Source organism: Amycolatopsis sp. NPDC057786 (genome assembly GCF_042797905.1).
Lineage (GTDB): Bacteria > Actinomycetota > Actinomycetes > Mycobacteriales > Pseudonocardiaceae > Amycolatopsis.
On record NZ_JBHVKW010000036.1, the window covers coordinates 284 to 20164 of the forward strand.

The window sequence follows — 19881 nt, forward strand, 5'->3', positions numbered from 1 at the left end:
GGCCAACGCCCCTTTCGGTAATAGTGGGGTGCCTAATGGGGTTTCCCCGACACGCCTTCGGGGCTCGGCACCCCGAGCGGTCAGTAATCCTTGAGTGTCAGGCCATTCGCCGCTTCCGTCAGTGGCCGCATGGCCGCCTTCATCACCCGGTCCCGGAACGGCAGGTAAGGCAGCAGTCGCATCGATTGGATCTGCTTCCACTGCCGAAACCGCGTCTGCTTCTTCTGGTTCATCGAGGCCAGCGCTTGGTTCCGGAGGATGAACGGCCGCATTTCCCTTTCGTAGGAAGCAAAAGCGGCACGGTGGTCACGAGAGGCGGCCAGTGAACCGGCGAGCACGTAGGCGCCGACGAGCGCCAAACTGGTGCCCTGTCCCGAAAGCGGCGACGGGCCGTAGCCCGCGTCGCCGACCAGCGCGACGCGTCCGTCGGTGAACCGGTCCATCCGGATCTGTGTCATGGAGTCGAAGTACAGCTCACTCGACTCCATTTCCCGCAGCAGCCGCGGGATTTCCCAGCCCTGGCCCCGGAATCGGTCGGCGATCAGCTTCCGTTGCTGCTCGACGTCATGGCGGTCGAAGTCGAGTTCCGGCGACTGGAAGCCGAGCATCGCCCGCGCCTCGGTGTTCTTGCGCGCGCTGTACAGCCCGGCCAGCTTTCCCGGGGTCATGTGGAAGGTCTGCCAGCGGTCCAGATCGAGGAAGTTCGGCACGGTGAACACCGCGAGATACGTGTCCAGGTAGTGCGAAAACCGTTTCTCCGCCCCGAAAACCAGCGACCGCACGGCCGAGTGCTGGCCATCCGCGCCGACGACGAGATCGAAGTCCCGCGCCTCGCCGCGAGCGAAGGTGACCCGGACGCCGTCGGTCTCCTGCGCGATCCCGGTGATCCAGTCCCCGTAGACGTACTCGACGCCTTCCTGAGCGACCGACGCCAGTGTGTCGGTGAGGTCGTCCCGCAGGATCTCGACGTCTTCGCTGTCGGTGAGCCCGCCGGTCAGCGTGTGGTCGGTGACCTTCACGAGGGTCTTCCCCGCACCGTTCACGAACGACATCCCGCGCACGTCCGTACACAGTTCCCGGAGGCGCCCGAGCACCCCCATCCGCTCGACGACGCCGAGCGCCGTACCCCGGATGTCGACCGCGTGCCCGCCGACGCGGGGCGCGGGGGCCCGCTCGACGACCGTCGGCGCGAAACCGTGCCGCCGCAGCCAGTACGCCAGCGTCGTACCGGCGATTCCCGCCCCCGAAATCAGGACCTTCCGCATGTCCACTCCTTGTGTACGGTGTCGTGAAGCACTGCGTACAACGTATGGACACCAAACCTGGACCCCAGGAAAAGGCGCGGAAAATCTCCACTGCACTAGTACGCTTGAGCTAGTGCGGCAGTCGAGACGGGATCAGGTGCACTATGGCAGGGAGCCGACCATGACCGATCCGCCCTACCTGCGGATCGCCGCCGAGATCCGCCGCCGGATCACCTCCGGGGAGCTGCGCGAGGGCGACAAGGTCCCCTCGACGCGCCGGATCATCGCCGAGTGGGGCGTCGCGATGGCGACCGCGACGAAAGTGCTCGGCACGCTGAAGCGGGACGGCCTGGTCGTCGCCAAACCCGGCGCGGGCACGGTCGTCGCGAGCCGCACCCGGAAGCCCGCGCCGAGAACCGAGGCGGAGCTGTCACGCGAACGGGTGGTGAAGGCCGCGATCCGGATCGCGGACGCCGAGGGCATCCGCGCGCTCTCGATGCGCCGCGTCGCCTCCGGGCTCGGCGTCGCGACGATGGCGCTTTATCGCCATGTCACCGCGAAGGAGGAGCTGATCCTCGAGATGGCGGACCTGGCGCTCGGCGAAATCCGCTTCCCACCCGAACCGCCGCCCGGTTGGCGGGCGCAGCTGGAACTCATGGCGAGGGCGCAATGGGCGCTGTTCCGGCGGCATCCCTGGCTCGCGCAGGCGCTCTCGATCACCCGCCCGCAGCCGCTGCCGAATCTGCTGACCCACGCGGACTGGGCGACCCGCGCACTCGACGGCCACGGCCTCCCGGCGTCGACGATCATGTACGCGCACATCACGATCTTCAACCACGTACGCGGCATCGCCCTCAGCTTCGAGGCCGAAGCCGACACCGAATCCGGGACGGCGGTCTCCGCCGACGCCTGGCTGGCGGAGCACGAGCCGATCCTCTGGGATCTGGTCTCCGGTGGTCGTTTCCCGAACTTCGCCGGCGTCGTCTCGCGTGCCCCGTTCGACTACGACCTCGACACGCTCTTCGAGTTCGGGCTCCAACGACTCCTCGACGGGTTCTCGGTTCTCCTCGCGAAGGCAAGTTAGCCTCACCGGCATGTCCTTCCCTGGCCCAGCCGCACGTTCCGCCGTCCCGCCGTTCCACGTCATGGACGTCCTTTCGGCCGCGCAGGCGCGGCAGCGCAGTCACGGGGACCTGGTCCCGCTGCTCGCGGGGCAGCCGTCCGCGCCGGCGCCGCGGCCCGTACTCGAAGCGGCGCAGCGGGCGCTGAAGGACCACAATCTCGGCTACACCGAGCAACTCGGCATCCCGGAACTGCGCGAGGCCGTCGCGGAGCACTACAACCGCACGTACCCGGTCGACGTGAGCCCGCAGGACGTCATCATGACGACCGGTTCCTCCGGCGGCTTCCTGCTTTCGTTCCTCAGCGCGTTCGAGGCGGGTGATCGGGTCGCGATGGCGCGTCCCGGCTATCCGGCGTACCGGAACCTACTGAAGGTGCTCGGTTGCGAGGTCGTCGAGTTCGCCACCGGGGCCGAGACGAACTTCCAGCCGACCGTCGCGCTGCTCGACGAGCTGGGGCCGATCAAGGGACTCATCGTGGCCAGCCCGAGCAATCCGACCGGCACCGTCCTTCCGCCGGGTGAACTGGCGGCGATCAGCGGCTGGTGCGCGTCACACGGCGTGCAGCTGATCAGCGACGAGATCTACCACGGGATCTCCTACGGCGCCGGGCTCGACTGCGCCTGGCAGTACGGCGACGAGGCGCTCGTCCTCGGCTCGTTCTCCAAGTACTTCGCCATGACCGGCTGGCGGCTCGGCTGGATGCTCGCGCCCCAGCGGCTGCATCGCGCGATCGACGTTCTGACCGGCAACTTCACCATCTGCCCGCCCGCGGTCTCCCAGCACGCCGCGGTCGCCGCGTTCACCCCGGAGGCGTACGCGGAGGCCGACGGTCACGTCGAGCGCTACCGGGCCAACCGCGACGTGCTCTTCACCGGCCTCAAGGGCATCGGTATCGATAAGCTCGCGCCGGCCGAAGGCGCCTTCTACGCCTACGCCGACGTGTCCGCATACACGACCGACAGCCTCAGCTGGTGTCAGCGGCTCCTCGCCGACACCGGTGTCGCGATCGCTCCGGGGATCGACTTCGACCCGGTCGACGGCGGAAGGTTCGTGCGGTTCTCCTTCGCGGGCTCGCGCGAGGACATCGACGAAGGCGTCCGCAGGCTCGGCTCGTGGCTGACCGCTCAGGGGGAACCCGGAAATCACCCTGAACGTTAGGCAGAACGAAGGCGCTCGCTAGCTCCGCCTGACAACCTGGACTCACCGGGCCCGCACGGGCACGGTGAGGCAATCGGAGGATGCCATGTTCTGGAAGATCGTCGGCGGGCTGATCCTGGCTTGGGTGGCCTTCATGGTGCTCGGATCCGTGCTCGGTTTCCTCGTGAAGGCCGTCTTTTGGATCGCCGTCATCGGCGGTGCGGTCTTCCTCGGCACGGCCGCGTACGGCGCCATCAAGGGCAAGGGCACCCCGAAGCAGCTCCGCCGCTGAGCCGCCGAGGCTAGGGCTTACGCGCCACCCCGCCGAGCGACGTGAAGTTCACGGGCGAAGGCGGGGTGAAGCGCGGCCCGTCCGGCCACCACAGGTGCGGATACGTCAGGCCGGGCTCCATGAGTTCGAGTCCCTCGAAGAAGGACTCGATCTCGTCGCGTGTCCGGAACAGCGTGTCCAGCCCGGTACCGGTGAAGCGCTTCTCGAGCGCCGTCGCGATGTCGGCCGCTTCGGAGCCGTCGGCGGGATTGTGCTGGTGCAGCAGCACGACGAACGAGCCCGGCGCCAGCGCGTCGACGTAGGCGCGGACGATCTTCCGCGCCTCGTCGAGATCCTGGATGTGGTGGATGATCGCGCACAGGATCAGCCCGACCGGCCGGTCGAACTCCAGCCGGTGGGTGCGGGCGAGCCCGTCGATGACCTCGGCCGGTTCGGTCAGGTCGGCGGCCGCCATATGCGCGAAGTCGTTCGCCGCGAGCAGCGCGCGGCCGTGCGCCTGCACCACCGGATCCCGGTCGACGTAGACGACCTGGGCCTCGGGGTTGTACCGCTGCGCGACCTGGTGCGTGTTCTCCATGCTCGGGAAGCCGGAGCCGAGGTCGAGGAACTGGTCGATGCCTTCCCGGTCGGTCAGGTAGCGCACCGTCCGCACCAGCCAGTGCCGGACCTCCTTGGCCATGGCCCGCGAATCCGGTGAGATCTCCAGGATCTCGCGCAGCGCCACCCGGTCGGCCTCGTAGTTGTCCTGGCCGCCCATCAGTGCGTCGAAGACCCGCGCGATGCTCGGCCGGTCGAAATCGACGGGCACGAACGGGCGTCGGTCCGCGGACATGGGCACCTACCGGGGGTGAATCGGTTTGGACTGGTTCAGCGTAGGTCATCCGCTTCACCGCGCGTAAGCGGATGAGCGACGAGGGTGAATTATTCCTCCGAAGAGCCGAAGCCGGATTTCGCCGTGGTCACGCCGACCCAGCGTTCCGCCCGCATCCCGACCGCCCGCGCACCGTCCACATTGGACTGCCGGTCGTCGAAGAACAGGCAGTCGGCCGGTTCGGCGCCGAGTTCGGCGAGCAGGATCCGATAGATCTTCGCGTCGGGCTTCATGCAGCCGAGGTCACCCGAAAAGAGCTTCACGCGGAACAGCTTCGCCCACTCCTGCTCGCGCACCCAGCGGCCGAAGGTGGACGACGCGTTCGAGAGCAGTGCGAGCGCCGCGCCCGCTTCGTGCAGCCCTTCCAGCAGTTCGAGCACGTCGGGCTCGACGTGCGTCCAGCCCGCGACGTCGATGGCGGTCAGTTCGTCGGAGAACGCCTTGTCCACCGGGACGTCGAGCACGCGGCCGATGCTCTGCCAGTACTCGAGGTCCGTGCCGCCGGAGTCGTACCGGACCCGCTCCGCCCAGTAGTGCGGCTCGAAGTCGGCGACTTCGCGGCCGAAAGCCTTGGCCAGGGTCGGCAGCGCGTCGGTGTGCGCGCTGATGACGTCGCCGTAGTCGAAGACGATCCAGTTCACGTTCAGCCCCCGGTCTTGATGCGTTGAAGGGTTTCCTCGATGTCCGCCGCGGAAAGGTCCCGGTGTGCCACGAACCGGATCCGGCCGGAGCTGGGCAGCGTCAGGATCCCGAGCCCGGCCAGCCACGCCATCCTGCCTTCGAGGTCGGGCGCGGCCACCTGCACGATATTGGTTTCGGGCGTGTTGACCTCCCAGCCGTGCTCCGCGAGCCCGGTCGCGAGCCGGGTCGCGTTCTCGTGCGTCTCGGCGAGGTCGCCGACCCGGTCCAGCGCGACCATGCAGGCCGCGGCCAGCACGCCGCCCTGGCGGATACCGCCGCCGAGCATCTGGCGCATCCGCCGGGCCTTCTCGACGAACTCCGCGCTGCCCGCCACCACCGAGCCGACAGGTGCGCCGAGTCCCTTCGAGAAACAAGCGGAAACGGTGTCGACGCCGACCGTGAGCGCCGCGGGCGGGATCCCGAGCGCGACCGACGCGTGCCAGATGCGGGCGCCGTCGAGGTGCACGGTCAGCCCGGCCTCCTTCGCCACCGCGACCAGCTGGGCGTGCTCGTCGGGCGGGGTGACCGCGCCACCGGCCGTGTTGTGCGTGTTCTCCAGGCACAACAACGGGGTGCGCATCGCGTAGTACGGCCCGCGCGGGTTGCCGATCGCGACGGAAAGCGTTTCCGGCGTCGGGCGGCCCGGACCGGCGTCGTGTTCCAGCGGCTCCGGCATGCCGCCCGCGAGCCAGGCGGCGGACCCGAGTTCGTCGGTGATCACGTGCGCGCCGCGCGGCGCGAGGAACCGGTCACCGCGCTGGAGATGGGTGCTCAGCGCGATCAGGTTCGCCATGGTCCCGGTCGGCGTCCAGAGCGCGGCGGGCATGCCGAGCAGTTTCGCGGCGCGCTGTTCCAGTGCGCCGATGGTCGGATCGCCGTCGAGGACGTTGTCGCCGACCTCGGCCTTCGCCATGGCCTGGCGCATGACGTCGTCCGGCCGGGTCACGGTGTCGGAGCGGAAATCGATCTGCGGAAGAGAGCGCGAGGTCACGGTACGATCACATCACATCGACGGGCCCGCCATGAATCTCCTCCCCGGCTGGTCCGCCACGTCCGCTCATGCAACCGTGGACGCCCCCGGTTCCGTCCTACCCACCGACGAGGCAAGAGCGGAGACAACAACCGCGTGAACCAGCGCGACGAACAAGAGTTCGCGGAGTACTTCGCCGCGAAGCGGGACTCCGTGCGCAGGACCGCGTACATGCTCTGCGGTGACTGGCATCGTGCGGACGACCTCGCGCAGACGGCGTTCGTCGCGCTGCACCGGAGGTGGAAGAAGATCAGAGAACGGGCGGCGACCGACGCCTACGTGCGGAAGACGCTGGTCAGGGCGGCCATCGACGAGTCGAGGCGGCCGTGGCGGCGGGAGTGGCAGACCGAAGAGCTGCCAGAACCGCCGCAGGACGGCTTCGACCTCGGCGAGCAGGTCGTCACCAGGGAAGACCTGCTGGCCGCGTTGCGCGAAGTACCCCCGAAGCAGCGGGCCGTGCTGGTGCTCAGGTTCTTCGAGGGGCTGGACGTCGGTGCGGCGGCGAAGGCGCTCGGCTGCAGCGAAGGAAACGTGAAGAGCCAGACCGCGCGCGGGCTGGCGAACCTCAGGCAGGTCATGGAGAAGGAGGAGGTGGCACGGGATGGACGAGAATGACCTGAAGGCGTTGTTCCGTGACGCCCCCGGCGACGCGCCGTCGCCGACCTTCGACACCGCCGACGTGGTCCGCGCCTCGAAACGCGCCACTGCTCGACGCCGAAACGGTATCGCGGTGGCCTGTAGTGCGGTGGTTTTGGCCTTGGCCGGAGCGGGCATGTTCGGCGTGCTCGGCGGAACCGAGCTTCAGACGGGGAGCGCGGTCAAATCCGACAACGAAGCGGCTTCCGCGGGGCAACCCGGGGCGGCGTCCGCACGTCCTCTTGACAGCGGGGACCCCTCGAACTTCTCGAACCCGCCGCCTCAGCAGGGGGGCGACGGGCCAGAGAGGACCGGCCAGATGACGGCCGAAGGCACCTACGGGTGCGACCAGGTGGACCGGGAGCTCGCCACCGCCCTCGCTGGCGAGCTCCCGGTCCCCGTGGATGTCGCCAAGTCGACGCCCGGCGACCTCTGTACGACGGGAGCCAGGTCCGCGGGGTTCCAGCTGCCGGGCGGCACGGTCTCCGCCGCGGTCTTCCCGGCCGGTTCGTCCGTCCCGACGCTGCCCGCAGGGGCGTCCAGTGCCCAGCGGACCACCGCGAAGGGATCACTGGTCGTCGTGGTGAGTCTCGGTGACGGCTCGGGCAGGCCCGCCCTGCCCGAGTCCGACGTCGACAGGCTGGTCGGCGTGCTCGCCGCCCGCTACTAGCCGAGCTGGCAAAATAGCCCGTCATGACCGCAGCAGCGACCACACCGAAGGGTGAGCGACGCCGGGCCGAGCTCATCGAGGCCGCCGCGTCGCTGCTGGCCGAGGGCGGGTTCGACGCCGTGCGGCATCGTGCGGTCGCCGAACGCGCGGGGCTGCCGCTGGCTTCGACGACGTACTACTTCGACTCACTCGAAGAGCTGGTCACCGCAGCGGTGGAACATCACGCGAAGGTGGAATTGGAGACCGGGCGGCAGCGCCTCGACGAGTTGGCGACCCGCAACCGCGGTGTCGAGGCCACCGTCGACCTGGTGCTGGACATGCTCCTCGGCCCGCTCCGCCCGGATCGCGAGGCCGACGCCGAAGCGGTCCTCCTGCGCTACGAACGCCTCGTCGGGACAGGGCGCCGTCCGTACCTTCGGCCCCTGATGCGGACGCTGTCCGCGCAGCTGTACGAGCTGCTTCACGAGATCTTCGCGCGCTCCGGCACGCCTGTGGACGGCGCCGAACTGGAGCGGCTGGTCGCCCTGGTCGACGGTGCCGTGGTCAATGCGCTGATCGAGGTCGACCCGGAGCCGCGGGCCGCCGCCGCCCGGATGCTGCAGGCCGCCCTCGCCTGACCCCCTTCCGCGTTTCGTCCTCTGAATGCGGTAGTTGGCATGACGAACCACCGCGTTCAGAGGACGAAACGCGGGGCGGGTTAGTCTGGCCGCGTGACGGACAAGCCCCGCATCCCCAACGTGCTCGCCGGCCGCTACGCCTCGCCTGAGCTGGTCGAACTCTGGTCCCCGGAACGCAAGGTCGTGCTGGAGCGCGAGCTCTGGCTCGCCGTGCTCCGCGCGCAGGCCGACCTCGGCGTCGACGTGCCGGACGGTGTCGTCGCCGACTACGAACGCGTGCTGGAGCAGGTCGACCTCGACTCGATCGCCGCGCGCGAGCGCGTCACCCGGCACGACGTGAAGGCCCGCATCGAGGAGTTCAACGCGCTCGCCGGGCACGAGCACGTCCACAAGGGCATGACGTCGCGGGACCTCACCGAGAACGTCGAGCAGCTGCAGGTGCTGCGTTCGCTGGAGCTGGTGCGCGGCCGCGTCGGCGCGGTCCTGGCCCGGCTCACGGCGATCGCGGTCGAGCACGCCGACACGGTGATGGCGGGCCGCTCGCATAACGTCGCCGCGCAGGCCACGACGCTGGGCAAGCGTTTCGCGACCGCCGCGGACGAACTGCTGGTCGCCTTCGACCGGCTCGAAAACCTCATCGGCCGCTACCCGCTGCGCGGGATCAAGGGCCCGGTGGGCACCGCGCAGGACATGCTCGACCTGCTCGGCGACGAGTCCACTTTGGACGAACTGGAGTCGCGGGTCGCGGCCCACCTCGGCTTCGAGAACGTGTTCACCAGCGTCGGCCAGGTGTACCCGCGCTCGCTCGACTTCGACGTGCTGTCCACCGTCGTCCAGCTCGCGGCCGCCCCGTCGAGCCTCGCGAAGACGATCCGCCTGATGGCAGGCCACGAGCTGGTCACCGAGGGCTTCAAGCCGGGACAGGTCGGCTCGTCCGCCATGCCGCACAAGATGAACACCCGTTCGTGTGAGCGCGTCAACGGCCTCGCCGTGGTCCTGCGCGGCTACCTGTCGATGATCGGCGAGCTCGCCGGCGACCAGTGGAACGAAGGCGACGTGTCCGACTCCGTCGTCCGCCGCGTCGCGCTGCCCGACGCGTTCTTCGCGCTCGACGGCCTGCTGGAGACCTTCCTCACGGTGCTGGCCGAGTTCGGCGCGTTCCCGGCGGTCATCGGACGTGAGCTCGATCGCTATCTGCCGTTCCTCGCGACCACCAAGGTGCTCATGGCCTCGGTCCGCGCGGGGGTCGGGCGTGAAACCGCTCACGAGGCGATCAAGGAGAACGCCGTCGGCGTCGCGCTCGCGATGCGGGAGCAGGGGCTGGCGGAGAACGACCTCCTCGACCGGCTCGCCGCCGACGAGCGCATCCCGCTCGACCGCGGTGAGCTGGACAAACTCCTCGCCGACCGCATCTCGTTCACCGGTGTCGCGCCTCGTCAGGTGGCCGCTGTCGCGTCCCGCGTCGAGGGCATCCTGGAGCGTTTCCCGGAGGCGGCGAACTACACGCCCGCACCGATTCTCTGACCTGTGAGCAGCCCCACCACGGGGCGTTCACAGAGTGAGACGAAGTTACTCGATCGGGCGAAATGCCTAATCTCGATCGCTGAACCCGGAGCGCCAGGCCGCCCATGAGGCGGCCTGGCGTGTTTGTATCGCGCCTTGCGCGCCGAACCCACGGAAGAAGCGATGAGATCCACGCTGTCGAAAATCGTCGCCGTCGTCACGGCCGGAGCGGCCACCCTCGCCCTCGCCGCCTGCGGCTCCGGTGACGCGGGCGCGAGCGGCCAGAAGCTGCGGGTCGGCACCCTGACCGACGCGCCGCCGTCCATCTACCTGGAGAACGGCAACTTCACCGGCTACGACAACGAACTGCTGCGCGATATCGCGAAGCGTGAGGGCTTCGAGGTCGAGTTCGTCGGCACCGAGTTCGCCGGCCTGCTCGCCGCGGTCGCCTCCAACAAGTTCGACATCGGCAGCTCCACGATCTCCACCACCGAGGCCCGCAAGAAGACCGTCGCCTTCAGCAACGGCTACAGCACCGGGTTCACCACGATCCTCACCAAGAAGGGCGCGTCCCTCAAGGACGTCGGCGCCTTCAGCGGCAAGCGGCTCGGCGTGGTGCAGGCGTCGGTGCAGGACGACTTCGCCACCGGCAAGGTCCCGGGCGCCAACGTCGTCCGCTTCCCCGACTACAACGCCGGTTTCGCCCAGCTGAAAGCGGGCAGCCTGGACGGGTGGGTCGTACCGAAGGACATCGGGCAGAAGTACATCGATCAGAACCCGGACGTGCCGCTGGAGTTCGGCTACACCGTCGAGACCAAGGACACGCCGTCCGCGTTCGCCGTCCGCAAGGACAACAAGGAACTGCTGAAGAAGCTCAACGACGGCCTCGCGAAGGCCGTGGCGGACGGCACCGTCGCCCGCCTGCACGCTCAGTTCTTCAAGACCGAGCCGCTGCCCAAGGAACTCGAAAAGGGCGGCCCCGGCCTGCCCGTCCAGAACGCGGGGATTTGAAAACGATGAAAAAGACTTTCCTCGCCACGCTGGCCGCCGGCCTCGTCGCCGTCCTCGCCGCTTGCGGCGGTGGTGAATCCGTCACCGAGAAGACCCTGCGCGTCGGGACGCTGAGCGACGCGCCGCCGAACATCTACGTCGAGAACGGCAACTACACCGGCTTCGACAACGAGCTGCTGAAGGCCATCGCCGCCAAGCAGAACCTGAAGCTCGAGTTCGCCTCGACCGACTTCTCCTCGCTGCTGGGCCAGGTCGCGAACAACCAGTTCGACATCGGCAGCTCGGCCATCGCGCAGACCGACGAGCGCAAGAAGAACGTCGACTTCTCCAGCCCGTACAACTTCGAGGTCATGAGCATCCAGACCAAGGACGGCTCGCCGATCACCGAGGAGAAGGGCCTGTCCGGCAAGCGGGTCGCGGTCATCCAGGCGACCGTCGGCGACAAGTGGCTCACCTCGACGGTGCCCGACGCGCAGGCCGTGCGCTTCCCCGGGTACGCCCCGGCGCTGGCCGCGCTCAAGAGCGGCGCCGTCGACGCCTACATCCTCGACCAGGCGATCGCCGAGACGAACGTCAAGGACAGCGCCGACGTGAAGCTCAAGGTCGTCAAGTCCTTCACCACCGACGTGCCCCACGGCTTCGCGGTGAAGAAGGGCAACGCCGAGCTGCTCACCAAGATCAACGAGGGCCTGAAGCAGGTCATCGCCGACGGCACCTGGGTCAAGCTGCACGAGAAGTTCCTGCCGACGGCCCCGGTCCCGGACCAGTTCAAGGCGTGAGGATCACGATGAAGAAGTCACTCGCCGCCGCTGTCGGTGCAGCCCTCGTGGCAGTGCTGGCGGCGTGCGGCGGCGGTGATGGCGCGAGCGGCGACACGCTGCGCGTCGGCACGCTCAGCGACTCGAAACCCAACGCCTATCAGGAAAACGGCGTGTTCACCGGGTTCGACAACGAGCTGTTGAAGGCCATCGCCGCGCACCAGAACCTGAAACTCGAGTTCGTCTCCACGGAGTTCTCGACCCTGCTGAGCCAGGTCGCGAACGGCAAGTTCGACATCGGCAGTTCGGGGATCTCACAGACCGACGAACGCCGCAAGACCGTCGACTTCTCGGCGCCGTACAACTACCAGTCGCTCGGTATCGAGGCCCGCGAGGGCACCGGTATCACCGACGAGAAGTCCTTGGCCGGTAAGCGGATCGGGGTCGTGCAGGGCACGGTGTCGGACAGCTGGCTGGCGGCCAACGCGCCCACCGCGCAGGCCGTCAGGTTCCCGCAGGACGCCGCCGCCCTCGCCGCGCTCAAATCGGGCGCGATCGACGGCGCGATCTTCGACCAGGCGACCGCCGAGGACTACGCGGCGAAGAATCCGGACGCGAAGCTCAAGGTGGTCAAGGCGATCACCACGACCATCCCGCACGGGTTCGCGGTCAAGAAGGGCGACACCGAGCTGGCCGGCAAGATCAACGCCGGGCTCAAGGCGGTCATCGCCGACGGTACCTGGGAAAAGGTGCACCAGCGCTTCACGCCGAACGCGCCGGTGCCCGCGGAGTTCAAGGCCGGGCAGAAGTAAGTGGACGATTTCCTCAACAGCTTTCTGAACTGGGAGTACATCTGGGAGGTCTTCCCGGACCTCCTCGGGACCGGCCTGCTGAACACGCTGATCCTGTCGGTGTTCTCGGCGCTGATCGGCACCGTGCTCGGCATGGTGCTGGCCACGATGGGCCTCTCCAGCAAGGCGTGGCTGCGCTGGCCCGCCAGGGTGTACACGGATATCTTCCGCGGCCTGCCCGCGATCCTGACCATCCTGGTGATCGGGCAGGGCGGCGCGATCATCATTCCGTCGCTGTCGCGGAATCCGTACCCGCTGGGCATTCTCGCGCTGAGCCTGATCGCCGCCGCGTACATCGGCGAGATCTTCCGCGCCGGTATCCAGAGTGTCGAAAAAGGACAGATGGAGGCCAGCCGCGCGCTGGGCATGAGCTACACCAAGGCGATGACGCTCGTCGTCATCCCGCAAGGGGTGCGGCGGGTGCTGCCCGCGCTGGTGAACCAGTTCATCGCGCTGGTCAAGGACTCCAGCCTGGTGTACTTCCTCGGCTTCCTCGCCGAGCAGCGCGACCTGTTCCGCATCGGGCAGGACCTCGCGGCGAACACCGGGAACCTGTCGCCGCTGGTCGCGGCGGGCGCGGTGTACCTGGTGATCACCGTGCCGCTGACGCATCTGGTCAACTACATCGACAAGAAGCTGCGCACCGGCAAGAAGATCCGGGTCGACGACGAGGGCGGCGAGCCGGATCTCCTGAACACCGGAAAGGTGCCGATGCCATGACCGCCGCCGTACGTTCGTCGAGCGTCGAACTCCGCGACATCCACGTCTCCTTCGGCACCCTCGAAGTACTGAAGGGCGTGAACCTCAAGGTCGAGAAGGGCCGCACGACCTGCATCATCGGCCCGTCCGGCTCGGGCAAGTCGACGTTGCTGCGCTGCGTGAACCGCCTTCAGGAGCCCGATTCGGGCGACCTGCTGCTGGGCGGCGAGAGCGTCATCTCGTCCGACCCGGACGCGCTGCGCCAGCGGGTCGGGATGGTGTTCCAGCACTTCAACCTGTTCGGGCACCGCAGCGTGCTGGACAACATCACGCTGCCGCTGCGCAGCGTCCGGAAACTCGGCAAAGAGGAGGCCGCGGAGATCGCGCACGCCCGCCTCGCCGAGGTCGGCCTCGCCGACAAGGCGCCGTACCGGCCGAGCGCGCTCTCGGGCGGGCAGCAGCAGCGGGTCGCGATCGCGCGGGCGCTCGCCATGGAGCCCGAGGTCATGCTGTTCGACGAGGCGACCAGCGCGCTGGACCCGGAGCTGGTCAAGGGCGTCCTCACGCTGATGGCGGGGCTGGCCGAACGCGGCCTGACGCTGCTCGTGGTCACCCACGAGATGGGTTTCGCGCGCGGCGTCGCCGACGAGGTCGCGTTCATGGACGACGGGAAGATCGTCGAACAGGGCGCTCCGGAGGCGATCTTCGACGCTCCGCGGAGCGAGCGGCTGCAGCGATTCCTGTCGCAGGTGTTGTGAGCCCTTCCCGCAGTACATGAAGGACCCCTTCCTTGCGCCTAGGTACAGGAAGGGGTCCTTCATGTACTTCAGCCTGAGATCACGCGAACCGTCCTTACCACTCACGAAGCCTGACTCGCTAACCTGCGGTCATGGCGAGAGTGGCGAAGCTGGTCTATTACCCGGTCAAGGGCTGCGCCGGGACGTCGGTCGAAACGGCCGACGTCACCCCGGCGGGCCTGCGGTTCGACCGTGCCTGGATGGTCGTCTCCCCGGAGGGCGAGTTCCGCAGCCAGCGCAAGCATCCGGTGATGGCCGCGATCCGGGCCGAGGTGCTCGACGACGGCGCCCGGCTGCGGCTCGCCGCTCCCGGCGTCGAAGATCTCCTGGTCGAGACGGTCACGGACGGGCCGCGGCACCCCGCCGCGACGTTCACCTGGCAGGGCAAGGGCGTCCACCAGGGTGACGACGCCGCCGACTGGTTCTCCACCGTGCTGGGCCTCCCGTCGGTGTTCGTCGGGCTCGCGCCGGAGCACGAGCGCGTCACCAACGGCGAGATCCCGGGTACCGCGGCCTTCGCCGACGCGCACGCGATACTCCTGACCTCCGAGTCCTCTTTGGACGGTCTGAACGAGCGTATCGCGTCGCGCGGCGCCGAGGCCGTGCCGATGGACCGCTTCCGGCCCAACATCGTCGTCTCGGGGTGGCCCGAACCGCATCGCGAGGACGACGTCCGCTCGCTCACCGCCGGTGGCCTCGAACTGGGGTACGCCAAGGTCTGCGTCCGCTGCACCGTGCCGATGGTGGATCAGGAGACCGGCAAGAAGGCCGGTCCCGAGCCGATCCGTTCGCTCGCCGACTACCGCCGCGAGCCCGAGGGCGGTGTCTCGTTCGGGATCAAGATGGCGGTGACCGGTCCGGGTCAGGTGTCCGTCGGCGACGAGGTGATCGTGCACTCCTGGGCAGGCCCCAGCCGGAGCACCTCCGACGCCGAGCCGCCGTTCACGGCGACCGCGAGCCGTCCCGCGGAATCGGTGTAGAGCACGTTCCGGCCCGGCGGCACCGTGCCGAAGGTGTCGCCGACCAGCGCTTTCACCAGAACGTGTTCGCTGCTGACGGAGACCGTGCCGGACAGCCCGGCCAGTTCGAGGTCGGCGGGGCTCGCGGCGAGCTGGACGTTGCCGAAGTGGTCGACCGTGAGCACCTCGGCCACCAGCTTGCCGGGGAACACCGCGACGAACGGATCCGGCAGGCGCACGAGATCGTCGACGCGCGGACCGAACTCCTCGGGAGCGACGCCGAGCGCGAGATGCGCCGCCGCGGGGGCGAAGACGTCGCGTCCGTGGAACGTCGACGAAGTCACCGGAAGGCGGTACTCCGGGGCCGCGAGTTCGTACGCCGCTATCACCCCGCTGAGTGTTTCGGCGGCGGGAATGAGAAGTCCGTTGTCCGGGCCGACGAGCATTCCGCGCCCGGTGACCACCACGACACCGCGTCGCGCCGTGCCGACGCCGGGGTCCACGACGGCGAGATGGACCGACTCCGGCAGATACGGCACGGTCTGGGCGAGTACCTCGGCGCCGGTCCTGACCTGCTGCGGAGGGATCTCGTGGCTTACGTCGATCACCCGTACGGACGGCGCGATCCTCGCGATCACGCCGTGGCACGCGGCCACGAAACCGTCTTTCAGCCCGTAGTCGGTCGTGAACGAAACGCAGTGGATCGCCATGATCAGCCATCATCCTTGATCGCTAGGGTGCAGCCGTGACGACGCTCGAATACCCGAAGATCGCCGCCGGCAAGGTCCGTGAGCTCTACGCCGTCGATGACGAGCATCTGCTGCTCGTCACTTCGGATCGGATCTCCGCCTACGACGTCGTCTTCGACACGCCCATCCCGGACAAGGGTCGGGTGCTCACCGCGATGAGCGTGTTCTGGTTCTCCCTGCTCTCCGATGTCCTCCCCAACCACCTGGTCTCCTACGAAGACGAACGCATCCCCGCCGAGGTCCGCGGCCGCGCGCTGCTGGTGCGGCGCCTGGCGATGCTGCCGCTCGAAGCCGTCGCCCGCGGGTATCTCACCGGTACCGGTCTCGCCGATTATCGCGCTTGCGGCAGGGTTTGCGGCGTCGAACTTCCCCCTGGCCTGACCGAGTCGTCCCGGCTCCCCGAACCGATCTTCACTCCCGCGACGAAGGCCGATCGCGGCTCGCACGACGAGAACATCGCCTTCTCCGACGTCGTCGGGCAGCTCGGCCGCGAACGGGCAGAGGAGGTCCGCGAGGCGACGCTGGCGGTGTACCGCCGCGGCGCGGAATTCGCCGCCGAACGCGGCATCCTGCTCGCGGACACGAAGCTCGAATTCGGCATCGACCGCGAGGGCAACCTCGTGCTCGCCGACGAGGTCCTGACCCCGGATTCCTCGCGCTACTGGCCCGCCGGTGGTTACGCGCCGGACAGCCCGCAGCCGTCGTTCGACAAGCAGCCGTTGCGGGACTGGCTCACCAGCCCGGCGTCCGGCTGGCATCGCCGGGACAGACCGGGGTCACCACCCCTGCCCGAGGACATCGTCGCCGCCACGCGGGCGAGGTACATCGAGTCGTACGAACGCATCACGGGCCGGTCGCTGCAGGATTGGCCCGCCTGACCTGCGGAGTTCACTCCGACGTCAGTCCGCCGAAAGCCCGGGCTGGCTCACTGGTGGGGTGGATGCACGTTTGCTGGTTTCCCTGTCCGGCGTGACCACCCGGACGTTGCACCGCTGTGCCGATCTCGCGGCCGAACTCGACCGGCGCAGGGTCCCGTTGTCGGTGCTCTACGCCGCTCGCACCGGCGAGGGCCCCGTGACCGAATGGGTCCGGACGCGCCGTGCCCACGGCGACTCCGTCCTCCTGCACGGGTACGACCACCAGGTCCCGCCCACCCATCGTGCCGTCTACCTGGGCAAACGTGCCGAGTTCGCGGCTCTTCCCGCGCACGAGGCGCGGCTGCGGCTCATCGCGGCGAAGGCGGCCCTCGATGCCAACGGCATGGCCGTCGACGGTTTCGCGCCACCGCGCTGGATCGCGTCGGAGGGCACTCTGCAGGCCCTGCGCGAGCACGGGTTCAGGCTGTGCGCGGACCTGGTCTCGGTGCGGGACCTGGTGTCCGGCGAGGTCCGGCGTGCCAGGGTGCAGGAGTTCGGCGGGCCGTCGCACCGGACGGAGACCGTCCGCTGTTTCGCGCTGGTACTGGCCGCCGCCAGGGCCGCCCGGCGCGGCGGGCTCGTCCGGCTCGGCATCGACGCCGCGGACCTCGCCCGGCCAGGGCTGCGGCAGGCGTTCCTCGACGCCGTCGACGTCTCGCTGGAGAACCGCGCTTTCGGAACCACCTACGGCTCGCTCTCGCGAACGCGGGTTAAATTGTCGGGATGACCGACGAGGGGGACGCACCGGCGACGCTGATGCGGCTCTGGCGGCGAGCTGAGCGCCCGACGCGAGGCAGGCCGTCAGTACTCGACATCGACCGTGTCGTGGCGGCCGCGGTGGACCTCGCTGATCGCGAAGGCATCGCGAACGTGACGCTGGCGAGCGTGGCGAAAGACCTCGGCGTCACGAAGATGTCCCTGTACCGCCACATCGGTTCGAAGGCGGAACTGCTGGAGCTGATGGCAGACTTCGCCATCGGCGATCCGCCGCCGGTCGAGTCCACCGGTGCCTGGCGGGCCGAGCTGACCACGTTGGCCGAGGCCAACCGCGATGTCCTGATGAAGCACCCGTGGCTGGTCGAGCTGCCGCTCACCGGCCCTCCGGCCGGGCCGCACGCGGTGGCGTGGATGGACGCGATCCTGCGCACGCTGCGCGACACGGGTCTCGACTGGGGCACCAAGGGCGGGGTCCTGGTCCTGATCAGCGGTTTCGTCCGTCTCGCGTGCGCGCAGGCCATCCAGCTCGCCGAGGGCAGGCAGCAGAGCGGGCTGAGTCAGGCGCAGGCCGAACAGGCCTATGGCAAGGGGCTCGCCGAGCTGATCGACCCGGAGCGTTTCCCCGACGCGGTGGGTTTTCTGACCTCCGGGCTGGGCGCGCCCGACCAGGAGGAAGACCCCGAATTCGCCTTCGGTCTCAACGTCGTCCTCGACGGTGTCGCCGCCCTCATCGACGCGAACTGACTGGCCCCGCCCCCTATTTCGTATCCGTCGGACACTAATTAGTGTACGTTGGATACTAATGAGGTTCGAAGGGGGAACAAATGGAGTCGTTGCCGACCAGTGAGCGGGTACTCGCACCGGATCTGGCCAGGGGTTTCGCGCTGCTGCTGGTGGCGCTTGCGCATACCGCGAGCATCTTCCTCGGCAACTCACCGGGGGTCGATCACACGCCGCAGGGCCTGGAACGGCCGTACTTCGTGCTGCTGTTCGTCTTCGTGCACGCGTGCGCGTTGCCGCTGTTCGGCATGATGCTCGGCTACGGGATGGTGCAGTTCGCGGATCGGCAGCAGGCGCTGGGAGAGTCGTGGCCGCGGACGCGCGGCGTCCTGCTTCGAAGGCACGCTTGGCTGCTGGTCTTCGGTGCCGTCGACGGGGTGCTGTTCTTCTCCGGTGACGTGCTCGGCGCGTACGGCGTCATCGGTGTCGTTTTCACTCTGCTGCTCCTGCGGCGCGGCAAGGGCTTCTACCGGATTCCGGCGCTGTACCTGGGTTTCGCCCTTTGCTACCTCGCCGTGCTGATGTACCTGGTGCTCACCGGGAACTCCGGTGACGCGCCCGTCCCGTCACCCGACGACACGTCCTCCCTGGCTCCGACGTACGGCGAAGCCCTGCGAGGGCGACTGGTGGAATGGCCGTCCATCACGATGGTCCTGCTGCCGTCGATCCTCTTCGTCTGGGTGGGCGCTTGGGCCGCGAAGAAGCGCTTGCTGGAGGAGCCGAACCGGAAACTGCTGCTCGTCGGCCTGTTCGGAGGATTCGGCGTCGCGATCGCGGGCGCCTTGCCGATGGGGCTTTTCGCCGGCGACTACCTCGGCTTCGACGCCGAGACGGCCGGGCTCGCCAAAGTGCTGTACGAGGGAGCCGGCGTGTTCGGCGCGATCGGCTACCTCAGCCTGTTCGGCCTCGTCGGCATGGCGGTCGGCAAGAAGCGCCGCGGTGTCGTGGTCACCGCGATCTCCGCGCTCGGTCAGCGCACGCTGAGCGCCTACCTGTTCCAGTCGGTGGCGTGGCTGATCCTGGCGCCGCCGTTCCTGCTCGGACTGGGCGGGCAGGCGGGCGACCCGACGTTCGTGGCGGCCGCGTGCGGGCTCGGCGTGTGGCTGCTGACGGTCGTCGTCGCCTACCTGATGCACCGCAAGGGTTATCGGGGACCGGCGGAGATCCTGGTGCGGAAACTGGCTTATCGGGGCTAAAGCTTCACCGGCTCCCCGACGTCGAGCACCTTCACCTCGGTCCCTTCCGGGGCGAGGTTGGCGAACAGGCCGTAGTGCATCTGCGGCCGTGCGAGGACGGCTTCGTGGATCGGGACGGCGAGGCGTGGCGACACCGCACGCAGGTAGTCGACGGCTTCGCCTGCCTTGAGCCACGGGGCGCCGGTGGGCAGACCGAGGACGTCGATCTTCTGCTCCGGCACGAAGAACGAGTCGCCGGGGTGGTAGAACGCGCCGTGGTCGACGATGTACCCGACGTTCGGGATCACGGGGATCTCCTCGTGGATCACCGCGTGCTCGCCGCCGACGACGTTGATGCCGCTGGACCCGATTTCGAAGGCGTCGCCGGGGTTCGCGATCTGGAACTCGGCGCCGATCTTCCCCACCGCTTCGGCGGAACCCGGATCGACGATCAGCCGCACGCCGGGATTCGCCGCCAGCAACGCGGGCAACCTGTCCATGTCGAGGTGGTCGAAATGCTGGTGGGTGATCAGGACGGCGTCCAGTTCACGCTCGCCTTCGAAGCCCGCCGAGAAGGTGCCGGGGTCGATCAGGATTCGCGCGCCCTCGGTCTCCAGAAGGGTGCAAGCGTGTCCAAAATGGACGATACGCATCGGTGTTCTC

General features: G+C 68.5%; 23 protein-coding genes. 17 read left to right on the top strand and 6 right to left on the bottom strand.

Annotated features, from left to right (window positions below; translation table 11 throughout):
* Positions 1-80: 80 nt before the first annotated feature.
* Positions 81-1265 (bottom strand): FAD-dependent monooxygenase, encoded by a 1185-nt coding sequence (locus ACFVM3_RS19790; protein ID WP_378440513.1) that lies wholly within the window; start codon positions 1263-1265, stop codon positions 81-83.
* A 160-nt stretch (positions 1266-1425) separates the two neighbouring features.
* Between ACFVM3_RS19790 and ACFVM3_RS19795 the strand changes: the two genes are divergently transcribed.
* The 3 genes from ACFVM3_RS19795 (at position 1426) to ACFVM3_RS19805 (ending at position 3797) form a co-directional block, all read left to right on the top strand.
* Positions 1426-2328: a TetR/AcrR family transcriptional regulator C-terminal domain-containing protein gene (locus tag ACFVM3_RS19795; RefSeq protein WP_378440515.1), complete on the top strand. Its 903-nt coding sequence runs from the start codon at positions 1426-1428 to the stop codon at positions 2326-2328.
* A gap of 10 nt (positions 2329-2338) precedes the next feature.
* Positions 2339-3526, top strand: a complete 1188-nt coding sequence (locus ACFVM3_RS19800; protein ID WP_378440517.1) for a pyridoxal phosphate-dependent aminotransferase — start codon at positions 2339-2341, stop codon at positions 3524-3526.
* Between the two features lie 85 nt (positions 3527-3611).
* Positions 3612-3797, top strand: coding sequence for a hypothetical protein (locus ACFVM3_RS19805; protein ID WP_007032516.1), 186 nt, complete (start codon positions 3612-3614; stop codon positions 3795-3797).
* Between the two features lie 10 nt (positions 3798-3807).
* Here ACFVM3_RS19805 and ACFVM3_RS19810 read toward each other — a convergent pair whose 3' ends face one another.
* The 3 genes from ACFVM3_RS19810 to ACFVM3_RS19820 all read right to left on the bottom strand — a co-directional run bounded on the left by ACFVM3_RS19810 (position 3808) and on the right by ACFVM3_RS19820 (position 6340).
* Positions 3808-4629: an SAM-dependent methyltransferase gene (locus tag ACFVM3_RS19810; protein ID WP_378440519.1), complete on the bottom strand. Its 822-nt coding sequence runs from the start codon at positions 4627-4629 to the stop codon at positions 3808-3810.
* Positions 4630-4718: 89 nt separating this feature from the next.
* Entirely contained in the window at positions 4719-5309 is a 591-nt protein-coding gene (locus ACFVM3_RS19815) for an HAD family hydrolase (protein ID WP_378440521.1), read from the bottom strand.
* 2 nt (positions 5310-5311) lie between these two features.
* Entirely contained in the window at positions 5312-6340 is a 1029-nt protein-coding gene (locus ACFVM3_RS19820; RefSeq protein WP_378440523.1) for a threonine aldolase family protein, read from the bottom strand.
* Between the two features lie 135 nt (positions 6341-6475).
* Here ACFVM3_RS19820 and ACFVM3_RS19825 point away from each other — a divergent pair, with 135 nt between their 5' ends.
* From ACFVM3_RS19825 to ACFVM3_RS19870, 10 genes are all read left to right on the top strand, one after another.
* The gene (locus ACFVM3_RS19825; RefSeq protein WP_005152531.1) at positions 6476-6994 is read left to right on the top strand and encodes a SigE family RNA polymerase sigma factor; all 519 of its coding nucleotides are present in this window, start codon (positions 6476-6478) and stop codon (positions 6992-6994) included.
* Positions 6981-7685 carry a hypothetical protein gene (locus ACFVM3_RS19830; RefSeq protein WP_378440525.1) on the top strand — a complete coding sequence of 235 codons (705 nt, stop codon included), beginning with the start codon at positions 6981-6983 and terminating at the stop codon, positions 7683-7685. Before ACFVM3_RS19825 ends, ACFVM3_RS19830 begins: the two co-directional genes overlap by 14 nt.
* A gap of 23 nt (positions 7686-7708) precedes the next feature.
* The gene (locus tag ACFVM3_RS19835; RefSeq protein WP_378440527.1) at positions 7709-8302 is read left to right on the top strand and encodes a TetR/AcrR family transcriptional regulator; all 594 of its coding nucleotides are present in this window, start codon (positions 7709-7711) and stop codon (positions 8300-8302) included.
* Positions 8303-8395: 93 nt separating this feature from the next.
* On the top strand, positions 8396-9826 hold the full coding sequence (gene purB, locus ACFVM3_RS19840) for an adenylosuccinate lyase (RefSeq protein WP_378440529.1): 1431 nt from the start codon (positions 8396-8398) through the stop codon (positions 9824-9826).
* Between the two features lie 162 nt (positions 9827-9988).
* Positions 9989-10816: a substrate-binding periplasmic protein gene (locus ACFVM3_RS19845; protein WP_378440531.1), complete on the top strand. Its 828-nt coding sequence runs from the start codon at positions 9989-9991 to the stop codon at positions 10814-10816.
* Between the two features lie 5 nt (positions 10817-10821).
* Positions 10822-11595 carry an ABC transporter substrate-binding protein gene (locus ACFVM3_RS19850; protein WP_378440533.1) on the top strand — a complete coding sequence of 258 codons (774 nt, stop codon included), beginning with the start codon at positions 10822-10824 and terminating at the stop codon, positions 11593-11595.
* An 8-nt stretch (positions 11596-11603) separates the two neighbouring features.
* On the top strand, positions 11604-12386 hold the full coding sequence (locus ACFVM3_RS19855) for an ABC transporter substrate-binding protein (RefSeq protein ID WP_378440535.1): 783 nt from the start codon (positions 11604-11606) through the stop codon (positions 12384-12386).
* Complete coding sequence (locus ACFVM3_RS19860) at positions 12387-13145, top strand: amino acid ABC transporter permease (protein WP_378440537.1); 759 nt, start codon at positions 12387-12389, stop codon at positions 13143-13145.
* Positions 13142-13882 carry an amino acid ABC transporter ATP-binding protein gene (locus tag ACFVM3_RS19865; protein ID WP_037334665.1) on the top strand — a complete coding sequence of 247 codons (741 nt, stop codon included), beginning with the start codon at positions 13142-13144 and terminating at the stop codon, positions 13880-13882. Before ACFVM3_RS19860 ends, ACFVM3_RS19865 begins: the two co-directional genes overlap by 4 nt.
* Before the next feature lie 131 nt (positions 13883-14013).
* Positions 14014-14901 carry an MOSC domain-containing protein gene (locus ACFVM3_RS19870; protein ID WP_378440539.1) on the top strand — a complete coding sequence of 296 codons (888 nt, stop codon included), beginning with the start codon at positions 14014-14016 and terminating at the stop codon, positions 14899-14901.
* Here ACFVM3_RS19870 and ACFVM3_RS19875 read toward each other — a convergent pair.
* A complete protein-coding gene (locus ACFVM3_RS19875; protein ID WP_378440541.1) occupies positions 14784-15590 on the bottom strand; it encodes an S-adenosyl-l-methionine hydroxide adenosyltransferase family protein in 807 nt (268 codons plus the stop codon). The two genes, ACFVM3_RS19870 and ACFVM3_RS19875, sit on opposite strands and share 118 nt — an antisense overlap.
* A gap of 35 nt (positions 15591-15625) precedes the next feature.
* Between ACFVM3_RS19875 and ACFVM3_RS19880 the strand changes: the two genes are divergently transcribed.
* From ACFVM3_RS19880 to ACFVM3_RS19895, 4 genes are all read left to right on the top strand, one after another.
* Positions 15626-16507 (top strand): phosphoribosylaminoimidazolesuccinocarboxamide synthase, encoded by an 882-nt coding sequence (locus ACFVM3_RS19880; RefSeq protein ID WP_378440543.1) that lies wholly within the window; start codon positions 15626-15628, stop codon positions 16505-16507.
* Positions 16508-16565: 58 nt separating this feature from the next.
* Positions 16566-17273, top strand: coding sequence for a DUF2334 domain-containing protein (locus ACFVM3_RS19885; RefSeq protein ID WP_378440545.1), 708 nt, complete (start codon positions 16566-16568; stop codon positions 17271-17273).
* The gene (locus ACFVM3_RS19890; protein WP_378440547.1) at positions 17270-18007 is read left to right on the top strand and encodes a TetR/AcrR family transcriptional regulator; all 738 of its coding nucleotides are present in this window, start codon (positions 17270-17272) and stop codon (positions 18005-18007) included. The genes ACFVM3_RS19885 and ACFVM3_RS19890 overlap by 4 nt, the downstream gene beginning before the upstream one ends.
* 80 nt (positions 18008-18087) lie before the next feature.
* On the top strand, positions 18088-19239 hold the full coding sequence (locus ACFVM3_RS19895) for a DUF418 domain-containing protein (protein ID WP_378440548.1): 1152 nt from the start codon (positions 18088-18090) through the stop codon (positions 19237-19239).
* Here ACFVM3_RS19895 and ACFVM3_RS19900 read toward each other — a convergent pair.
* The gene (locus ACFVM3_RS19900) at positions 19236-19871 is read right to left on the bottom strand and encodes an MBL fold metallo-hydrolase (protein WP_378440550.1); all 636 of its coding nucleotides are present in this window, start codon (positions 19869-19871) and stop codon (positions 19236-19238) included. The genes ACFVM3_RS19895 and ACFVM3_RS19900 overlap by 4 nt on opposite strands.
* Positions 19872-19881 lie beyond the last annotated feature (10 nt).

Bases quoted from the DNA above. Each gene is read 5' to 3' on its own strand.
- ACFVM3_RS19790 (WP_378440513.1), bottom strand. From the start codon at position 1,265: ATGCGGAAGGTCCTGATTTCGGGGGCGGGAATCGCCGGTACGACGCTG.
- ACFVM3_RS19795 (WP_378440515.1), top strand. From the start codon at position 1,426: ATGACCGATCCGCCCTACCTGCGGATCGCCGCCGAGATCCGCCGCCGG.
- ACFVM3_RS19900 (WP_378440550.1), bottom strand. From the start codon at position 19,871: ATGCGTATCGTCCATTTTGGACACGCTTGCACCCTTCTGGAGACCGAG.
- ACFVM3_RS19865 (WP_037334665.1), top strand. From the start codon at position 13,142: ATGACCGCCGCCGTACGTTCGTCGAGCGTCGAACTCCGCGACATCCAC.
- ACFVM3_RS19870 (WP_378440539.1), top strand. From the start codon at position 14,014: ATGGCGAGAGTGGCGAAGCTGGTCTATTACCCGGTCAAGGGCTGCGCC.
- ACFVM3_RS19875 (WP_378440541.1), bottom strand. From the start codon at position 15,590: ATGGCGATCCACTGCGTTTCGTTCACGACCGACTACGGGCTGAAAGAC.
- ACFVM3_RS19810 (WP_378440519.1), bottom strand. From the start codon at position 4,629: ATGTCCGCGGACCGACGCCCGTTCGTGCCCGTCGATTTCGACCGGCCG.
- ACFVM3_RS19845 (WP_378440531.1), top strand. From the start codon at position 9,989: ATGAGATCCACGCTGTCGAAAATCGTCGCCGTCGTCACGGCCGGAGCG.
- ACFVM3_RS19895 (WP_378440548.1), top strand. From the start codon at position 18,088: ATGGAGTCGTTGCCGACCAGTGAGCGGGTACTCGCACCGGATCTGGCC.
- ACFVM3_RS19850 (WP_378440533.1), top strand. From the start codon at position 10,822: ATGAAAAAGACTTTCCTCGCCACGCTGGCCGCCGGCCTCGTCGCCGTC.
- ACFVM3_RS19855 (WP_378440535.1), top strand. From the start codon at position 11,604: ATGAAGAAGTCACTCGCCGCCGCTGTCGGTGCAGCCCTCGTGGCAGTG.
- ACFVM3_RS19800 (WP_378440517.1), top strand. From the start codon at position 2,339: ATGTCCTTCCCTGGCCCAGCCGCACGTTCCGCCGTCCCGCCGTTCCAC.
- ACFVM3_RS19830 (WP_378440525.1), top strand. From the start codon at position 6,981: ATGGACGAGAATGACCTGAAGGCGTTGTTCCGTGACGCCCCCGGCGAC.
- ACFVM3_RS19805 (WP_007032516.1), top strand. From the start codon at position 3,612: ATGTTCTGGAAGATCGTCGGCGGGCTGATCCTGGCTTGGGTGGCCTTC.
- ACFVM3_RS19835 (WP_378440527.1), top strand. From the start codon at position 7,709: ATGACCGCAGCAGCGACCACACCGAAGGGTGAGCGACGCCGGGCCGAG.
- ACFVM3_RS19890 (WP_378440547.1), top strand. From the start codon at position 17,270: ATGACCGACGAGGGGGACGCACCGGCGACGCTGATGCGGCTCTGGCGG.